The organism is Paenibacillus aestuarii, from assembly GCF_027789125.1.
GTDB lineage: Bacteria > Bacillota > Bacilli > Paenibacillales > NBRC-103111 > Paenibacillus_E > Paenibacillus_E aestuarii.
On the sequence record NZ_JAQFVF010000027.1, the window covers coordinates 226,173 to 243,033 of the forward strand.

Sequence of the window (16,861 nt, forward strand, 5' to 3'; positions counted from 1 at the left end):
TTGGTTACAAATTAATTTTACACAATTATGACTGGATTGAACAGATGTTAACTGAGCATATCGGCAAAAGCCTGCTCTACAGTTTCGAATTTGAAGGTGTAGCCGTATTCCAGCAGCGCTCTCGGCAGCACCTTCTGCCCTTCCAGCAAGAGGGTAGACAATTCGCCGAAGATGAGCCTCAGCACAAAGGCGGGCACCGGCATCAGATTCGGGCGATGCATCGTGCGGGCCAGCTTCCTGCCAAATTCCTGATTCGTCACTGGATGGGGCGCTGTGGCGTTCACGGGGCCGCTGATCGTCTCATTCACGATGCAGTACATGATCAATCCAACCATGTCTTCGATATGGATCCATGACATCCACTGCTTGCCGCTTCCGACGCGCCCTCCGACGCCTAGCTTGTAGGGCAGCGCCATTAAGGGGAAGGCGCCTTCTTGTTTGTCCAGCACAAGGCCGACTCGGATCTTGACCAGCCGTGTTCCCTGGATTTGGTCGGCGGCATGCTCCCAGGCTTCGCAGACGGACGACAAAAAATCGACCGCCCGATGCGGCGACCGCTCGTCGAACGTCTCCGTCTCAGAGGTGCCGTAGATGGACATGCCGGCTGCATTGATCACAACTTTGGGCTTGGCTTGCAAACGCTCCACGACCCATGCGATTTGCGCTGCTGCCACTTGCCGGGAACGGAGGATGCGCTCCTTCGCCTCCTTCGTCCAGCGCCTGTTAATCGACTCTCCAGCCAGGTTGACGATGGCATCGAAGCCTTCCAAGATGACTGGGGAAGATTGCAGCTCATCCCAGGTCACGGTGGTCACCCCTAGATCCGGAGGCTGCGGCGTGCGGGAAATGTTAACCACTTCATGGCCCCCGCTGCGCAGATGCTTAATTAAGCGGCCACCGATAAAGCCGGTGCCGCCGGTCACTGCTATTTTCATCAGGAACACCTCTTTCATTGGTTGCCAAAATAAAACCGTGCAAAGTCTATATTCGTCTTGACTTTATTATAGGCGCTTGTAGAAATCTTTTCCAACTCGTTGCACATCCACTTAACAGTCTTATGATATATTGGAAATAGGAGGGATGTACGATGTTTCAGTTTATTCGCAAATTATTCGCGCCTTCACCTGGATCTAAGCCATCGCGCAGGTTAGCTGCCCAGAAAAGGCCGCCTGCATTTCGCTACGATGCTGCGCAGTTGCCGGCAGGGCTGGGCTTACTTCCCGGAGTTCCGCTGCAACAAGCGGTACTCAGACTGGAAAGCGCCATTCCTTCGGATTATGCGGAGAGATTGAAGCACCGAGTCTTATCGGAGCATCCGCGGATGAGTGATGATGAGTTTGCTTGCAAATGGTTTGAATTAAAGCGATTTTTTCTGATGAACCTTATTTTAAAAAGCACGCCGATGTTCAGCTCCTCCATTGATGCCATCTGGCATGAAATGCTGATGTTTACAAGGGAATACCAGCGGTTCGGGGAGCGTTTCGCTAGAAGGATCATTCACCATGCGCCGGAGCGGGAACCCAAACAGATGCCCGAGGAGCGGGCTTGGTTCGATTGGATCTACGCGCATTTATTTGAAATGGCTCCCTCCAGCCGGATGTGCTGGGGCGGCTTTTTCCGATATCCGCTCGATCGGGAGCGGATGGATCTGCTGCTGGCTGGCAATGAAACGGAGATTGCCAGCCGCTGGTTTGATCTGGAGCAGGCGAAGCACGATCCGGAGGCGGAGATGACGATCCGCATGCTCGTGCAGCAAGCGATTCGTGAAGCGCAGCACGCCGCTGAGAGTGACAGGTTTGAAGAGACGGAGTGGGCGCATGAGCGAGCTGCCGGCAATGGCATCCTGTACATGGCTGGGGCGATGATGTTCTTCTCGATGCTCGGTGAAGACAGCTACGCTGACAGCATGCTGGGAGTGCTGCCTGAAGGGGAGCTGGAGCGGCAGCAACGGGACTTGAGCAGCTGCTCCTCTTCCGGCTGCAGCAGCTTTGACGGCAGCTGGGACGGCGGCAGTTCCGACGACTCCTCGGGAGGCGGCTCTGACGGCGGGTCTGGCGACAGCGGCGGAGGCAGCAGTTGCTCGAGCTCGAGCTCCAGCTGCTCTTCTTCCGGCTGCAGCAGTTGAGGCGGCGGCTGCCTGCGAAGGCGCCGCACCCCGCGCCAAAACCTCCAGTTCCCCCTCGGCGGCGGAACTGGAGGTTTTTTTTGCGCAAAAACAGACACAGCTCGTCATTTTTCGTGTATAATAGGGCTTTCAAGTAGGATTCCTTAACCTTAGGTTAATTCATATAAACATCCTATTAAAGGAGGCCACTCGGCATGAACCGTTTTCGGGATTTTCTCCATGCTTATCATCCGATCGTACATACGTTAATCCTTGGAACGGTCATGGCGCGGGCGGCAGCCTCCATGAGCTTGCCGTTTCTAGCCATCTACTTGTCGCGCAACACGTCGATGAGCGAAGTGATGATCGGCGTCGTAGTTGGCATGGGCGCGCTGGCAGGGACCTTCGGCGGCTTTATTGGCGGCGCCTTGTCAGACCGCTTCGGCCGGCGGCTCATCATGCTCGTTGCGCTGTTCGGCTGGGCGTTTGTGTTCACTGGCTTCGCACTGGTGAAGCTGCCCGTCTGGTTCATGCTGCTGAACATGATGAACGGCTTGTGCCGCTCCTTCTATGAACCGGTCTCGCAAGCGCTGATGGCCGATTTAACAGAGCCGGCCAAAAGGTTCAAAGTTTACTCACTCCGCTATCTGGCCATTAACGTCGGCGTTGCGGTGGGACCTTTGCTTGGCGCTTTCTTTGCCTCGATGGATGGTGCGCTGCCTTTTCTCATTACCGGGATCGTGTACTTTGTGTACGCGGTGATCCTGCTGGCGCTGTTGAATGCGTTCGGCATCAAGCAGATCGAAGGCGAGAAAAAAGCGCCCGTCACCCTGGCCTCCGCATGGCGGGTTATCCGTAATGATACGACGTTCCGCTTGTATATGCTCGGCGGCATTATCGGCGCCATCGGCTACTCGCAAGTCATGGTGACGTTGTCGCAATACTTGGAGCATAGCTTTGCAGACGGGGTGAAAATGTTTGCGATGCTCATGAGCGTCAACGCCATCGTCGTGATCGTCATGCAGATCCCGCTGGCACGCTGGGCCGAGAGGTACACGCCGATCATCGCCATCAGTGTCGGCAATCTGCTCTTTGCCCTTGGGGATGTAGGCTTTGCGCTCTCGCATTCCATCGTAATGTTCGTAATCTCGATGGCCGTGTTTACGCTTGGGGAAATCCTCAATTATCCTGCGGCCAGCATGCTTGTGGACAAACTGGCGCCGGAGCATATGCGTGGCACTTATTTCGGCGCACAAACGCTCACCAACCTTGGACATTTCATGGGTCCGTGGATTGGCGGCCTGCTGCTAGCTTCATATGGCGGAAGCTCGCTGTATGCAATCATGGCGGTTGTTACCGTAGCGGGAACCATGTTCTACCACGTCGGCAAACAGAAGCCGTCCAGCCTGGAAATCAGCTCGGAAGTGTCGAATCGGCAATAAGGATTGAAATATGAAAAAATAGGACTTGAGAACTATTCGAATTCGATTGAACATCTATTATTCTTGATGGTAAGACTATCAACTTTTGACAGTTTTCGATACATCTCGCTATTTAACATCACGATAAGGGCAAACCTGGCGAAAGCCAGCGACGCAAAGCTACAGGGGCTCGCTTGTTCCTTATAAGGACGGCTGCCAGCCAGCTGCCGAACGACAGGGCGTTCCAAGACACCCCCTAAGATCGGTTCTTAAAGGCGGGTTTTATATACTGTCATCATTTTATTTTTTTCTACAAATTATAAAAGGAGGCCGCAAGCCCCATGCAGTCTGAATTGACGCTACATGAAGAGCAAATTCTTACATCCGTATGCGGTAACCATGTCGCCCGGCTGGTCTCTTCCTCGGACGGCCCTATGCTCACGATCAACAATCGTGAAGAGTACGCATTGCGTGAAACATGCTGGGATGTGGAGATGTTCCATGGACGGCACAATAGCATTCTGATTTTTTACTGGAAGGGCGAAGTGAAGCTCTCGGTCAAAATCCCGCCATTATCGCAAGTTGAAGCTTTCTTGACGAATCTTTACCAAATCCTTACATCCAAATGGAGAACGGTGCAGCCGCAATAGGCCTATCCGTTCTTTTTTTATTTCCCGCCGACCTTGGCTTGTCACAATAAAGTTCAGCGCACCCGAATAGGCGCCAGCACATATGTTGGATACAGAACCCCTCGAATGCCTAGGAGGAAAAATCATGGAATTCACGCTGGATTATGAAGAACCTGCGCTTGATGAGCTGCGGTTTTGGCTGCAAGTGCTTGGCGACCACGCCCGATTTATCCATCATGCTCTCACATCCGATGAAGGTGAGGAGATGGAGCGCGCTCGCTGTTTCATACAGACTTTGGACCATTTGCTGGAAGTTGCGCAGGGGAACCCTGGGACTGCAGCGCTCACAAGTCTAAACCGTCAATCGTATCTCAAAGCGCAGGAGCTGCGAGCCTTTAAACTGCACCTGCTGGAGCGCCACGTGACAGGCACAATCGGTTTGAATTTGCCGCCGGCGTTCCTGAATCATATGGTGAACGAGGCGGAGGAGGCGCTGCGCGTGATGGGCTTTTTGCTGAATCATGAAGTGCCGCCGTCCCCGAGTCCGCTGCAGTTGCATTTGCTATGGCTGCAGGACGCTTATGGCCACGCCGCTGCGATTGAGGACAATCTGGATCTGACGGAGCATAGGCGCAAAGAGATGAGCCGGCATTTTATTGTTCAGTTCAAAGATTTTTATATAAAAGCTGTGGAGTTTGCGCAATTTCTCCGCACCAATGTGCAGCAATTTCCGGCGCTGAGCCGTTTGAATAAAGAAGCGGATCTGGAGATGACGTTGTTCATCGAGTTTTTGCGGGAGCTGGAAGAGCAGTGTTTGACTTATGAGACGTTGGGCACGCTGACACCGTTAATGGCTGATCATATGCTTAGAGAAGAGCTCTATTATTTAAAAAAGCTCTCGCAAGTAGCAGGTACGAGAAAGCCGTCAAGCCAAGCAAAGGCACCGAGAATCGAGAATTAAGAGAAGGAAATAGTTGCATGCCAGTCTGCTAAATACTATGATGGGGAAAAAGACTAGGAGGAGTCCGCTTGAATTTTCAGCGCATTCATCATGCAGCTATCATTTGTTCGGATTATGAGCGCTCCAAGCATTTTTATGTGGAATTGCTTGGTTTAACTGTGATTCATGAATCGTACCGGGCAGAGCGGCAATCCTATAAACTTGATATGCGAGTAGGAGACACGCTTCAGCAGATTGAACTGTTTTCTTTCCCTGAACCGCCGGAGCGGGTAAATCGCCCGGAAGCGCGAGGCCTTAGGCATTTGGCTTTCACGGTAGTGGATATGGACGCGGCTGTCCAAGAGCTAACGGACAAAGGCATTGTCGTTGAGCCAGTTCGTATTGACCCAATTACCGGGCAGAAATACACGTTCTTCGCTGATCCCGACGGGCTGCCTTTGGAGCTGGTGGAAGATGGAGCATGATCCGAAGATGGAGCAGGATTCTGTTTCGCATGAGGAAAGAACAGATCAGCAGCCTAAGCTGGCGGTTGTCAAAGGCTGCCTGTGGGGCGTGGTTTGTTCACTCCTCCTGTGGGCGCTGCTGATCTGGCTATGGATCAAATAGCAATCCCTCGGAGGGATCAATCGCCTTGATAGAGAGGCCCTGCGAATCCGTGGACAATCAAAAAAGAACCTGGGTCATTTCACCAGGTTCTTTCATATTGCACATCAGCAGACATGATGCTATAATCTAAACACAACTGTCGAGAGGTGTGTGGACATATTTGTTTCATCTTACAATTTAAATATACCATGCCGATCATCTCTTGTCAAACGTTTTTTCTCAATCTAATGGTTAGGGGAGAGATTGTATGAAATCATTGGTTCTCGGCTTCCAGGAAATCGAAAAAACGCAGCATTCACTCATTGGCGGAAAAGGGGCACATTTAGCGGAATTATCAAAAATTCAAGGCATACCGGTTCCAGAAGGCTTCTGTGTGACAACGGCGGGATATCAACAAGCTATTGAACAAAACGAAGCGTATCCTGCTTTGTTGGAGCAGCTAACCGCGCTTAAAACAGAAGATCGGGAGCAAATCAGTGCAATCAGCAGGAAGATTCGGCAAATCATCATGGAAGCGAACATTCCTGCTGATGTTATGAAAGCAATTACTGACTATCACTCCCGATTGGGCGAGGAACATGCTTATGCAGTTCGTTCCAGTGCGACTGCCGAAGATTTGCCGCATGCCTCTTTTGCAGGGCAACAAGACACTTACTTAAATATTATCGGCAAAGAAGCGATCTTGGAACATATTAGCAAATGTTGGGCTTCCCTATTTACGGAGCGCGCGGTCATCTACCGGATGCAAAATGGATTCGACCACCGTCAAGTTTATTTATCCGTTGTCGTTCAAAAGATGGTATTCCCACAGGCTTCGGGGATTTTATTTACCGCAGATCCTATGACCGCAAGCCGCAAGCTGCTGTCTATTGATGCCAGTTTTGGGCTTGGAGAAGCGCTGGTCTCCGGAATCGTTTCTGCCGATTGTTATAAAGTGCAGGAAGGGAAAATCGTTGACAAGCGGATCGCGGCCAAAAAGTTGGCTATCTATGGTCGCCAAGAAGGCGGAACCGAGACGCTGCCTATCGATCCTGAGCAGCAAATGGCGCAAACGTTGACTGACCCGCAAATTTTGCAATTGGCATGCATGGGAAGACAGATTGAAGCTTATTTTGGTTGCCCTCAGGATATCGAATGGTGTTTGGCAGATGACACTTTTTATATCGTCCAGAGTCGTCCGATCACGACTTTATTCCCGATCCCAGAAATGAATGATCAAGAAAATCACGTCTACGTATCTGTCGGTCATCAACAAATGATGACGGACCCGATGAAACCATTGGGTTTGTCTTTTTTCTTGGCAACAACGCTCGCACCGATGCATACAGCTGGCGGCAGGTTGTTTGTGGATTGCACACGTTCGCTGGCTTCTCCTGCGCGTAGAGAGGGTTTCATCAAGATGTTGGGACAATCCGAACCGCTCATTGGCGCTGCGCTCAGTACCGTTGTAGAGCGGGGAGGTTTCATCAAAGAGCTGCCCGATGACCAAGCCGCGCCAGGTCCAGGTAGAAGCGGTGCAATTGATTTGGCTCAAACGGATCCCGATCCGTCTATCGTTGAGGAGTTAATCCGGAACACTCAAACATCGATCGCAGAGCTGAAACAAACGATCCAAACGAAATCTGGAGCGGATTTAATCGCGTTTATTTTGGAAGACATCAAGCAATTGCAAAAGATTTTATTTCACCCGCAAAGTTCGGCTGTCATTCATGCGGCGCTGAATGCTCCAACCTGGATCAACGAGCATATGAACGAGTGGCTGGGGGAAAAAAGGGCAGCAGACACGCTTTCTTTATCTGCACCTAACAATATAACGTCGGAAATGGGCCTAGCGCTGATGGATGTTGCCGATGTGATTCGTCCCTATCCGGAAATCATCCGTTTTTTGCAGCATGCCCAAGATGATCGCTATTTGGATGAACTGCTTAAGTTTGAAGGCGGACGGGAAACGCGAGCAGCGATTCACGCTTATCTCGACATGTATGGAATGCGCTGTGCCGGAGAAATCGATATCACGGCCACGCGCTGGAGTGAAGAACCAACGGCACTCATCCCCATGATGCTCAATAACATCAAAAATTTTGAGCATGGTGCCAGCAGTCGCAAATTTGAGCAAGGGCGCTGGGAAGCTTTGGAAAAAGAACAAGAGCTTTTACAGCGGTTGGAGGCATTGCCGGATGGTCGACAAAAAGCCGAAGAGACCAAACGGATGATCCGTGTGCTGCGGAATTTCATCGGCTATCGTGAATATCCCAAATACGGCATGATTCAGCGTTACTTCGTGTATAAGCAGGCTTTGCTGAAAGAAGCTGAACGACTCGCACAAGCTGGCGTTCTTCATGAAAAAGAAGATATTTACTATCTCACGCTTGAAGAACTTCGAGAAGTCGTTTGCAACCAGCACATCGATAATCAGCTCATTGGTAAACGAAAAGAAGACTACAACTACTTCAAAAAACTGACGCCGCCGCGTGTCTTCACTTCCGATGGTGAAATCATTACTGGTAAATACAATAGAGAAAATATTCCAAACGAGGCGATTGTAGGTCTACCTGTCTCCACTGGTGTTATCGAAGGACGGGCGCGTGTTATTTTCAACATGGAAGAGGCTGATCTGGAAGATGGGGATATATTGGTTACCCCCTTTACGGATCCTGGTTGGACACCATTGTTTGTATCGATCAAAGGGTTAGTCACCGAAGTTGGCGGGCTGATGACCCATGGAGCCGTAATTGCGCGTGAATACGGCATACCGGCCATTGTTGGAGTAGAGCATGCGACCAAGCTGATCCAAGACGGGCAGCGCATTCGCGTGAATGGAACCGAAGGGTTTATCGAAATTTTGTAAAAAAACAGCGGCAGCTTCAGACCGGTCGTTCAGGTCTTAGCTGTCGCTGTTTGGTAGTGATCGCGGCTTTATTTACGCGGAGGCAGCGGTCCGAGGTACTGGAACAGGTTGCACTCGATCCGGCCGTTGAACAGCTTGCGCTTCTTATCGGCGCGGCGGCCCATGTAATGCTCGAGCTGCTGGCTCGGGCTCAGAACGAACACGCTCCAGGATGGGAGCTGTCCGGTAATCGAGCCGAGCTGGCGCAGCGCCTGCTCGACTTCTTTGGAATCACCAAGCCGCTCCCCATAGGGAGGGTTGGTGATGAGGCAGCCGTAGTCGCCGCGCGGGCGCGCCTTGGCTACAGGTTCCACGCGGAACTGCAGCTCCTTGGCAAGCCCCGCCGACTTCGCGGCGGCCTGCGCGACCTCGATGGCTGCGCTGTCGATGTCGCTGCCGACGATCTCCAGCGGGACATCGTCACGTACGGCGTCGTAGGCCTCGTCGCGGGCCTGCTCCCACAGCTCGAAGGGGACGTTGTCCCACTCTTCGCTAGGGAAGCTGCGTCGCAGACCGGGCGCAATGTTCCAGCCGATCATCGCCGCCTCGATCGGAATCGTTCCCGACCCGCAGAACGGGTCGTATAGCGGGCGCTCGACGCGCCAACGGCTCAGCAGGATCATCGCGGCGGCCATCGTCTCTTTGAGCGGCGCTTCCGTGACGAGCTTGCGGTAGCCGCGCTTGTGCAGGCTCGGGCCGGTCGTATCGATCGTCAGCGTGGCGATATCGTTCAGCAGCGCGACTTCGATAACATAGCGGGCACCGGTTTCGGCGAACCATTCGCTGCCGTAGCGCAGCTTCATTTTTTCAACAATCGCCTTCTTAACGATCCCTTGGCAAGCAGGCACGCTGGATAGCTGCGATTTATGCGAGCGCCCTTCCACAGGAAATTCGGCATCCGCTGGAATCCAATCCGGCCACGCCAGAGCTTTGGTACCTTCAAATAGCTCATCGAAGGTGAGCGCCTGGAATTGCCCCATCAGCACCAGGATGCGGTCGGCTGTGCGCAGCCATATATTTGCCCGGCAAATCGCCAGTTCATCGCCGATAAAGCGTACGCGACCGTTCTCGACGGTCACCTCCGTATAGCCGAGCTCGCGGACTTCGCGGGCGACGACAGCCTCTAGTCCCATCGGACACGTAGCAATTAATTCAAGTCGTGACATGTTTATTTCCCTTTCTGCGCGGGTTGTACATCGTTCCCAAAACTCATACAATTAACAAGTATAGGGCAAATGGGGTACACTTACAAATGAATGCCATGCGTTCGATGGCTCAGGAGGAGATTACAATGGAAACGATATCAGCGGAAAGCTATATGGAAGGCTTATATAAGGAAGATGAAGTGCTGGAGCGGGTCAAAGCGGACATTCGCGACCGCAATATGCCGGAGATCTCGATTGCGCCGGGATACGGCCGCCTGCTGACTATGCTGGTCGGCATGATTGGCGCGACGCGCGTCTTGGAAATTGGCGCTCTAGGCGGTTACAGCGGCATTTGCTTGGCGCGGGGGCTGAAGGAAGGCGGCAAGCTGATCTCGCTTGAGCTGAAGGAAGAGTTTGCCGACGTGGCGAAGCGCAATGTCAGCGAGGCTGGCTTAGGCGGTTACGTGGAATACCGGATCGGTGAGGCGCTGCATCATTTGGAGCAGCTGCGTGCGGAAGGTGCGCGCTTCGATTTCTTTTTCATTGATGCGGACAAAGTGAATTATCCGAACTATTTGGAGTATGCGATTCAGTTGGCGAACCCGGGAGCGGTGATCGCCGGCGACAATACGCTGATGCGCGGCAAGGTTGTGGACGACAACCAGACGAAAGCGTCGGTGCAAGCGATGCGCAAGTTCAACAGCCTGATTGCTACAGATCCGCGTCTGGAGAGCACGATTCTTCCGGCGTATGACGGGCTGGCTCTGGCCCGTGTGAAATAAACATAAAAAGCGGTTGGCGGTCAATCAAGTTGCCGTTCAACCGCTTTTTTTGCGTTTAAGACGCTTTCTGCATCGTTTGGTTTAATTCGTTGTTCGTAGGCTCTCTCAGTGTGGCAGGCTTCACTTGTGTAATCGTTGGTGTGACATCTGGACTCGATATAGGAGGTCTGGTTTGCTGCTTATGTAGCGAGATCGCGCTGATGCTATTCCAATAGATGAACAACAGCTCCGCACAAATGACAACGAAGATAACTTTTCGCCAGTTAAGCTTCATGCAAGGTAACCTTCCTTTTCTCAACAATACACCTATATTACCATATTGTGGAATAATCAGCCAGCTTTTTTTGAACTAGGGTTAGACGCGTCAGTTTGTACACAACGAATTACTTATGGACCCGTGCCGTGCGAAGCTCAAGCTCATATCTGCGGCTTTCGGGCATTTCAACATCATAGGCGAGCTGGATTGATAGGCCAATATCATAGGGGACCCGCACAAATTGAATCGAAAACCCGGCTGGACCGGAGCTCTCCTGCTCGCCTTCGACGATGCCATAACAGGCTTGCGGGATGCCGTCATAGGGGGTACCGACGCTGCCCACATTGAACAAGAGGAGTCCTTCCTTCGCTTGGTCCTGATGCACATCCAGCTTGTCGTGTAGGGGCTTGAGCGAAAGCAGGTAAGGGACATGGATGTCCCCGTAGCCGACGATGTCCGGGAACTTGCCATCCTCAGGCGTGCCGGTCATTTCGGTGTGCTGAAACATAGCTTGGCGCTCTTCTTTGGAAGCTTTGCGTTTCACCCGATGAAACACGCTTTGTGCGGAAGCGTGGAAAAGCCGCAGCAGCTTGCCGCTCATGCGCACATCGACCGAAAAAGGCAGCTGCGCCAAATACGCGAGCCGCTCTTCCCCAAGCTGTCGCTGGTGCCATAGTCCAGCAGGCTGATCTTGGGCATACGTGATGCCCAGATCCCAATTGCCTTGGACGACTGTCTCGCACACGCCACGAATGCAGTCGACGGCTTCAGCTGAGCCAGGACCTTTGCCGACGAGATCGCCGAGACAGATAATTCGGCTGATATCCCGGCGTCTAATATCTTGCAAAACGGCTTCCAGCGCTGGCATATTGCCGTGAATGTCAGAGATGATTGCGATTTTTTCCAAGGTGGCGCATCCTTTCTTTGGGAACCGTTGCGGTTGGTTCCAATGTTTTATTTATACCACATGAAGCGGGTTCTGAGAATGAGAGACCCTTTGCGCATACCGCAATGTTTATCCTTCTGGTATAATCTAGGTTGGGGAAAGGGGAATGCTCGATTTGGAATCCAGATTAGAACGTCATCAGAAGAAACGCCAAGAGAAGCCAGAACGTAACAAAGTATCATTTAAAGTCATTGGCGGGCTAACACTTGTTGCTGCGGTATGTTTTGCGATTGGAGTCGGAGCTTCCTATTGGACGACGAATCATAACGCTGACGATGAAGGTCAATCGGCTGCGGTTACGGAAACGGTGTCACCATCACCGACTTCGAGCCTGCCCAGCGGACAAGCTAACCCTTCAGCAAGTCCTTCGGCAAGCCCAACACCAATTGCTGCAGCGAATGCACTGCCAAGCCCACAGCCTTCATCCAGCGCTGGAAGCGCAAGTTCAGAAACTTCCGTGCCGCAAGGCAATGGACAACAACAGGTCAAGCTGACTTTTGTCGGAGATGTGATGCTTGCCTCCAAAGTGGAAGATATTTTAAAGCAAAAAGGCTATGATTACCCTTATTCTAACGTGACCGATTTATTGAGCAAGGCCGATTATACGATTGCCAACCTGGAAACACCGGTTACAACCAGAGGTACGGAGCAGAAAAAGGACTACGTGTACCGCTCATCTCCTTTGGCGCTGTCGGCGCTTAGAGCTGCAGGCATTGATTTGGTCAATTTAGCGAATAATCACGTGATGGATTATGGAACTGAGGGGCTGCTTGATACGTTTGACGCGCTCGATCAGGAAGGCATTCAGCGCATGGGCGCCGGTAAAAATGTGGAGGAAGCCTATCAGCCTGTCATCGTGGAGAAGCAAGGCATCAAGATTGCGTTCCTCGGGTTCAGCAGGGTCGTCCCGGAGGGCAGCTGGAAAGCGGCTGCAGAGCATCCCGGCGTCGCTGAAACCTATAACTATAAGCCAGCCGTCGAAGCGATTCAAAAAGCCAAGGAGAAGGCAGATCTCGTCGTCGTCACGGCGCATTGGGGGGTTGAACGCAGCGATCAGCCGGACAAGTACCAGAAAGATCTGGCGCATCGTTATATCGATGCTGGCGCTGATCTTATCGTCGGCGGTCACCCGCATGTGCTTCAAGGCTTTGAACAGTATAAAGGCAAATGGATTGCTTACAGTTTGGGCAATTTTATTTTTACTACCAACGATGTGCCGAAGACGTGGGAGACGGTTGCTCTGGAAGCGAGCTGTACCAAGGACAAGCAGTGTGACGTGCATCTCGTGCCCGTTCTAACTAAGATGGCACTGCCGACGCCGATGAGTACCGAGGATGGCACCAAGCTTTTTCAACGTCTGAGCCAAATATCGATCGGTGCGCATGTCGACGCATACGGTCGCGTAACAAAAGAATAAAACAAGGAGTCGATCCAAGATGACAGAAACGATTCGCAATATTTATTGTGTTGGACGCAATTATCGTGCACATGCGGCGGAATTGGGCAATGACGTGCCGGATGAGCCGATGATTTTCACGAAACCGACGCATGCTTTGACCCCGATGGATGGCGAAGTGTTGGCGCTGCCGGGCGACCGCGGAGAGATTCATTATGAGGCTGAGCTGGTGCTGCGCATCGCCAAGCCTTACAGCGCGGGCATGACGGTGGAAGATCTCGTCGATGGGTATGCGCTCGGCATCGATTTCACCTTGCGCGATGTGCAAAGTGTGATTAAGAAAAAAGGCCAGCCATGGCTTCCGGCCAAAGGTTTCTTGGGCTCAGCGCCGATTAGTGCGTTCCAGCCGTTCACGGATACTGCTGCGCTGGCAGAGAAAAACTTCAAGCTGTTGAAGAACGGGGCTGTGGTTCAAGACGGCAATATTGGCAATATGATTTTTGATCTGCAAACGATTGTTGATTACATAGCGAAGCACTACGGATTAGGTGCAGGTGACATCATCTACACAGGAACGCCTGAAGGGGTAGGTCCTGTGAGCAGCGGAGATAGACTGGAACTGCTGTGGGGGGAAGAATCGTTCGGTGCAATTACGGTGAAAACAGAAGCTTAGGACGGCGAAAATAGACCTGAAGGGAGTGCTTCGCCATGCAATTAAGTGGAAATACGATTCTTATTACCGGCGGATCAGCGGGAATTGGGCTTGCGTTTGCGGAACGCTTTTTGAAAGCTGGCAACACAGTCATCGTGTGCGGCCGTCAGGAAGCGAAGCTGCAGGAGGCCAAGCTTACATATCCGGACCTTCATACCCGGGTCTGTGATGTTGCTAGCGAAGATGAGCGTCTGGCTTTGGTGGAGTGGGCGAAGCGCGAATTTCCGGAGTTGAACGTGCTGGTGAACAATGCAGGCATTCAGCAGCGGACAAACCTGGTGCAGACCCAAGAGAGCTGGAGCTACCATCATCAGGAAATCGCCGCCAACCTGGAGGCGCCTCTGCATCTGACGATGCTGTTCCTGCCGCACCTTGCGGAGAAGAGCCATGCTGCCGTCATCAACGTCAGCTCCGGCCTGGCTTTTACGCCAATGGCTGCAGCTCCGATCTACTGCGCAACTAAGGCTGCGCTGCACTCCTTTACCATGAGCCTGCGCTATCAACTGGCGTCGACCGCCATTGAAGTGATCGAAGTGGCGCCACCTGCGGTGAACACGGATTTGGGTGGCAAAGGCCTTCATACCTTCGGCGTGCCGCTGGATGAATTTGCAGACGGTGTGTTCCAAGGGCTGGAAAAAGGCCTGCCGGAGATCGGCTACGGCACCTCCGAAAAGGCGCTGCGCCTGTCCCGAGACGAAATTGATGCGGCCGTTCAAGCGATTAACAGTCGCGTGTCGTTTTAAATTGAAGGGGCTGCCCAATGTCACTTGTTGACGGGGCAGCCTTTTTGTTTTGGGGGCGGGGGCTGGCAAACTCCCGTAAAACTGCCGACCTGTTAATTGGCACCATGTAACCCGGTAACGCCGTAACCCGAACCTCGAACCCGAACGCCGAACGCTGAACGCCGAACTTCGAACTTCGAACTTCGAACGCCGAACCCCGAACGCCGAACCCCGAACTCCGAACCCGGAACCCGGAACCCGGAACGCCGGACCCCGAACGCCGAACCCCGAACGCCGAACCCGGAACCCGGAACCCGGAACCCGGAACGCCGGACCCCGAACGCCGATCCCCGAACGCCGAACTTCGAACGCCGAACTTCGAACGCCGAACCTCGAACCCCGAACCCCGAACCCCGAACCCCGAACCCGAACGCCGAACGCCGAACCCCGAACCCCGAACGCCGAACCCCGAACCCCGAACCCCGAACCCCGAACCCCGAACCCCCTTCAAATTACTAAACTGGTAAATTGCTAAACCATCAAACACGCTAGGCTCCGCCCAACCGATGATACTTACCCACCGCGCCAACCGCCCGTCCAGCCGCATATTAAAAAACGCCACCAACTACGGACAATGACGATTCGTATCCTGCAAAACGAGCAGGATAATTGAACAAACTCACACGTTCACGTAGTTGTCCTGCAATTCCGCAGGATTTTAGGCCGAAACGAACGGATTTAGTCCAAAAGTAAGAATTATCCTGCTAGTTTTGTCGGATAGAGTGCGAAAACCTCCCAGATGCAGAAAATTCCTGCTGATTTTGCAGGCTAGCTAAGGGGCACAACTTTTGACTGCACTAGCACATAAATCGTGCGCTTCTATTTAGCTAGTTTTGTAGATACTACAGGGGCACAGGAAACACGTAACGTTGAGCGTGGAGTGACGATTCATATCCTGCAATTCCAGCAGGATTTTAGTTCGAAACGAACGGATTTAGTCCATAAATGAGAATTATCCTGCTAGTTTGCAGGATAGAGTGCGAAAACCTCCCCAGATGCAGAAAAATCCTGCTGATTTTGCAGGATAGCTAGAGGGCACAACTTTTGACTGCACTAAGCATATAAATCGTGCGCTTCTATTTAGCTAGTTCTGTAGATACAACAGGAGCACGGGAATCACGCAACGTTGAGCATGGAGTGAAGATTCGTATCCTGTAATTTCAACAGGATTTTAGGGCGAAACGATCGGAAATTTAGCCCAAAAGTGAGAATTATCCTGCCAGTTATGCAGGAAAGGGACACAACCATTGATCGCGCTAACCCATGCATCGTGCTCATTTCGGCCTGCCGAAAAGGCAAAAGAGGAACAGCCTGTTCCTCTTTTGCCGCAATAACCGTGGCCGGGCCACGCCGACCGCTGTCACGAAGTAACAGCCGTTATGCACCTTTACGTTTTACCGGCAAGTAAATGTCCATCTGGATAAGCGGTTTGCCTGGGTGACAGCGCTCATCATAGAGCTCAAACTCCGGGGTGCCTGCATGCTCGTAGCCTGAGTGCGGAAACCATTCGTCGAAGATCGACTTCCATGTGCTTTGGATCGAAGGCGAGAACTGATCAGGAGTCACAAGCGGCGTCGTAAATACTGCATATTCAGCGCCAGCAAATTCACGGCACACGAGATCCGCAGGAACGCCTTCGAAATGGTCAACTTCCATCCCGATCAAATAGGACATGCTCCCGGATTCCATGTCGAAGCTGTGGCAGATCCCCAGCTCCACCGGGCTTTCGCGGTGTATGCGGTTCGGAATTCGGGTGCCCCAGCCATTCTGCAAGTACTCTTGCCAAAAAGCCGGGATTTTTTGCAAGTTTTCTCCGTTATTGATCGATGTCTGCAGCTCGTAGCCGACGACCTTATAGGCGGGCTTCGTCGTAATCCGATAGTCCATCTGAATGCCTCCCAAATATGGATTGTATTTGCGTTGCAACACGTTCAGCTTCGCATAGGTTGGCGGCTTAATTCCATGTTTGCGATAATCCGCCGGGGTCATCCCGAACATCCGCTTGAAGGCACGCGTGAAGGTCTCGTGATTATGGAAGCCGTTCTCAAGCGCAATGTCGAGCAGACGCAACTCCGTGTGGGCTACCTGATAAGCTGATTTGGCGAGACGTCGTTTGCGCACATATTCCATTACAGACTCGCCAGCCATCGACTGAAAGACGCGGTGAAAATGGAAGTCCGAAAAGTTTGCAACCTGCGCAAGTCGCGAGAGTGACAACTCTTCAGCCATATGCG

At 52.4% G+C, this 16,861-nt stretch carries 16 protein-coding genes and 1 riboswitch; of the genes, 11 read left to right on the forward strand and 5 right to left on the reverse strand.

Annotation, left to right across the window (positions count from 1 at the left end):
• Positions 1-47: 47 nt before the first annotated feature.
• On the reverse strand, positions 48-935 hold the full coding sequence (locus O9139_RS13615) for a TIGR01777 family oxidoreductase (RefSeq protein WP_270880027.1): 888 nt from the start codon (positions 933-935) through the stop codon (positions 48-50).
• 152 nt (positions 936-1,087) lie between these two features.
• Between O9139_RS13615 and O9139_RS13620 the strand changes: the two genes are divergently transcribed.
• The 7 genes from O9139_RS13620 (at position 1,088) to ppsA (ending at position 8,569) form a co-directional block, all read left to right on the forward strand.
• Positions 1,088-2,125, forward strand: a complete 1,038-nt coding sequence (locus O9139_RS13620) for a glycine-rich domain-containing protein (protein WP_270880028.1) — start codon at positions 1,088-1,090, stop codon at positions 2,123-2,125.
• A gap of 194 nt (positions 2,126-2,319) precedes the next feature.
• Positions 2,320-3,546 (forward strand): MDR family MFS transporter, encoded by a 1,227-nt coding sequence (locus tag O9139_RS13625; RefSeq protein WP_270880029.1) that lies wholly within the window; start codon positions 2,320-2,322, stop codon positions 3,544-3,546.
• 118 nt (positions 3,547-3,664) lie between these two features.
• Positions 3,665-3,757, forward strand: a riboswitch (cyclic di-GMP riboswitch).
• A gap of 109 nt (positions 3,758-3,866) precedes the next feature.
• Positions 3,867-4,175, forward strand: a complete 309-nt coding sequence (locus O9139_RS13630; protein ID WP_270880030.1) for a hypothetical protein — start codon at positions 3,867-3,869, stop codon at positions 4,173-4,175.
• Positions 4,176-4,299: 124 nt separating this feature from the next.
• Positions 4,300-5,115, forward strand: a complete 816-nt coding sequence (locus tag O9139_RS13635; RefSeq protein ID WP_270880031.1) for a DUF2935 domain-containing protein — start codon at positions 4,300-4,302, stop codon at positions 5,113-5,115.
• A gap of 68 nt (positions 5,116-5,183) precedes the next feature.
• On the forward strand, positions 5,184-5,579 hold the full coding sequence (gloA2, locus tag O9139_RS13640) for an SMU1112c/YaeR family gloxylase I-like metalloprotein (RefSeq protein WP_270880032.1): 396 nt from the start codon (positions 5,184-5,186) through the stop codon (positions 5,577-5,579).
• Positions 5,569-5,721, forward strand: coding sequence for a hypothetical protein (locus O9139_RS13645; protein WP_270880033.1), 153 nt, complete (start codon positions 5,569-5,571; stop codon positions 5,719-5,721). Before gloA2 ends, O9139_RS13645 begins: the two co-directional genes overlap by 11 nt.
• Before the next feature lie 247 nt (positions 5,722-5,968).
• Positions 5,969-8,569 (forward strand): phosphoenolpyruvate synthase, encoded by a 2,601-nt coding sequence (gene ppsA, locus O9139_RS13650; protein ID WP_270880034.1) that lies wholly within the window; start codon positions 5,969-5,971, stop codon positions 8,567-8,569.
• A 68-nt stretch (positions 8,570-8,637) separates the two neighbouring features.
• Here ppsA and O9139_RS13655 read toward each other — a convergent pair whose 3' ends face one another.
• Complete coding sequence (locus O9139_RS13655) at positions 8,638-9,774, reverse strand: THUMP domain-containing class I SAM-dependent RNA methyltransferase (protein WP_270880035.1); 1,137 nt, start codon at positions 9,772-9,774, stop codon at positions 8,638-8,640.
• A gap of 125 nt (positions 9,775-9,899) precedes the next feature.
• On the opposite strand from O9139_RS13655, the gene O9139_RS13660 reads away from it, so the two are divergent.
• Positions 9,900-10,535, forward strand: a complete 636-nt coding sequence (locus tag O9139_RS13660; protein WP_270880036.1) for an O-methyltransferase — start codon at positions 9,900-9,902, stop codon at positions 10,533-10,535.
• 55 nt (positions 10,536-10,590) lie between these two features.
• Here the strand turns inward: O9139_RS13660 and O9139_RS13665 are convergent, their stop codons facing one another.
• Together O9139_RS13665 and O9139_RS13670 are read right to left on the reverse strand one after the other, a co-directional pair.
• Positions 10,591-10,809 carry a hypothetical protein gene (locus O9139_RS13665; RefSeq protein ID WP_270880037.1) on the reverse strand — a complete coding sequence of 73 codons (219 nt, stop codon included), beginning with the start codon at positions 10,807-10,809 and terminating at the stop codon, positions 10,591-10,593.
• Between the two features lie 109 nt (positions 10,810-10,918).
• A complete protein-coding gene (locus O9139_RS13670) occupies positions 10,919-11,698 on the reverse strand; it encodes a metallophosphoesterase family protein (protein WP_270880038.1) in 780 nt (259 codons plus the stop codon).
• Between the two features lie 154 nt (positions 11,699-11,852).
• Here O9139_RS13670 and O9139_RS13675 point away from each other — a divergent pair, with 154 nt between their 5' ends.
• The 3 genes from O9139_RS13675 to O9139_RS13685 are packed head-to-tail and all read left to right on the forward strand — an operon-like array spanning position 11,853 to position 14,588.
• On the forward strand, positions 11,853-13,154 hold the full coding sequence (locus O9139_RS13675) for a CapA family protein (protein ID WP_270880039.1): 1,302 nt from the start codon (positions 11,853-11,855) through the stop codon (positions 13,152-13,154).
• Between the two features lie 19 nt (positions 13,155-13,173).
• Positions 13,174-13,806 carry a fumarylacetoacetate hydrolase family protein gene (locus tag O9139_RS13680; protein WP_270880040.1) on the forward strand — a complete coding sequence of 211 codons (633 nt, stop codon included), beginning with the start codon at positions 13,174-13,176 and terminating at the stop codon, positions 13,804-13,806.
• Positions 13,807-13,841: 35 nt separating this feature from the next.
• Positions 13,842-14,588: an SDR family oxidoreductase gene (locus tag O9139_RS13685; RefSeq protein ID WP_270880041.1), complete on the forward strand. Its 747-nt coding sequence runs from the start codon at positions 13,842-13,844 to the stop codon at positions 14,586-14,588.
• Between the two features lie 1,416 nt (positions 14,589-16,004).
• Here O9139_RS13685 and O9139_RS13690 read toward each other — a convergent pair.
• Positions 16,005-16,856: an AraC family transcriptional regulator gene (locus O9139_RS13690; protein WP_270880135.1), complete on the reverse strand. Its 852-nt coding sequence runs from the start codon at positions 16,854-16,856 to the stop codon at positions 16,005-16,007.
• Positions 16,857-16,861 lie beyond the last annotated feature (5 nt).

Excerpts from the sequence above, each read along its gene's own strand:
- O9139_RS13620 (WP_270880028.1), top strand. The coding sequence starts at position 1,088 with ATGTTTCAGTTTATTCGCAAATTATTCGCGCCTTCACCTGGATCTAAG.
- O9139_RS13635 (WP_270880031.1), top strand. The coding sequence starts at position 4,300 with ATGGAATTCACGCTGGATTATGAAGAACCTGCGCTTGATGAGCTGCGG.
- O9139_RS13680 (WP_270880040.1), top strand. The coding sequence starts at position 13,174 with ATGACAGAAACGATTCGCAATATTTATTGTGTTGGACGCAATTATCGT.
- O9139_RS13630 (WP_270880030.1), top strand. The coding sequence starts at position 3,867 with ATGCAGTCTGAATTGACGCTACATGAAGAGCAAATTCTTACATCCGTA.
- O9139_RS13665 (WP_270880037.1), bottom strand. The coding sequence starts at position 10,809 with ATGAAGCTTAACTGGCGAAAAGTTATCTTCGTTGTCATTTGTGCGGAG.
- O9139_RS13685 (WP_270880041.1), top strand. The coding sequence starts at position 13,842 with ATGCAATTAAGTGGAAATACGATTCTTATTACCGGCGGATCAGCGGGA.
- O9139_RS13645 (WP_270880033.1), top strand. The coding sequence starts at position 5,569 with ATGGAGCATGATCCGAAGATGGAGCAGGATTCTGTTTCGCATGAGGAA.
- O9139_RS13690 (WP_270880135.1), bottom strand. The coding sequence starts at position 16,856 with ATGGCTGAAGAGTTGTCACTCTCGCGACTTGCGCAGGTTGCAAACTTT.
- O9139_RS13660 (WP_270880036.1), top strand. The coding sequence starts at position 9,900 with ATGGAAACGATATCAGCGGAAAGCTATATGGAAGGCTTATATAAGGAA.
- O9139_RS13625 (WP_270880029.1), top strand. The coding sequence starts at position 2,320 with ATGAACCGTTTTCGGGATTTTCTCCATGCTTATCATCCGATCGTACAT.
- O9139_RS13655 (WP_270880035.1), bottom strand. The coding sequence starts at position 9,774 with ATGTCACGACTTGAATTAATTGCTACGTGTCCGATGGGACTAGAGGCT.
- O9139_RS13615 (WP_270880027.1), bottom strand. The coding sequence starts at position 935 with ATGAAAATAGCAGTGACCGGCGGCACCGGCTTTATCGGTGGCCGCTTA.
- ppsA (WP_270880034.1), top strand. The coding sequence starts at position 5,969 with ATGAAATCATTGGTTCTCGGCTTCCAGGAAATCGAAAAAACGCAGCAT.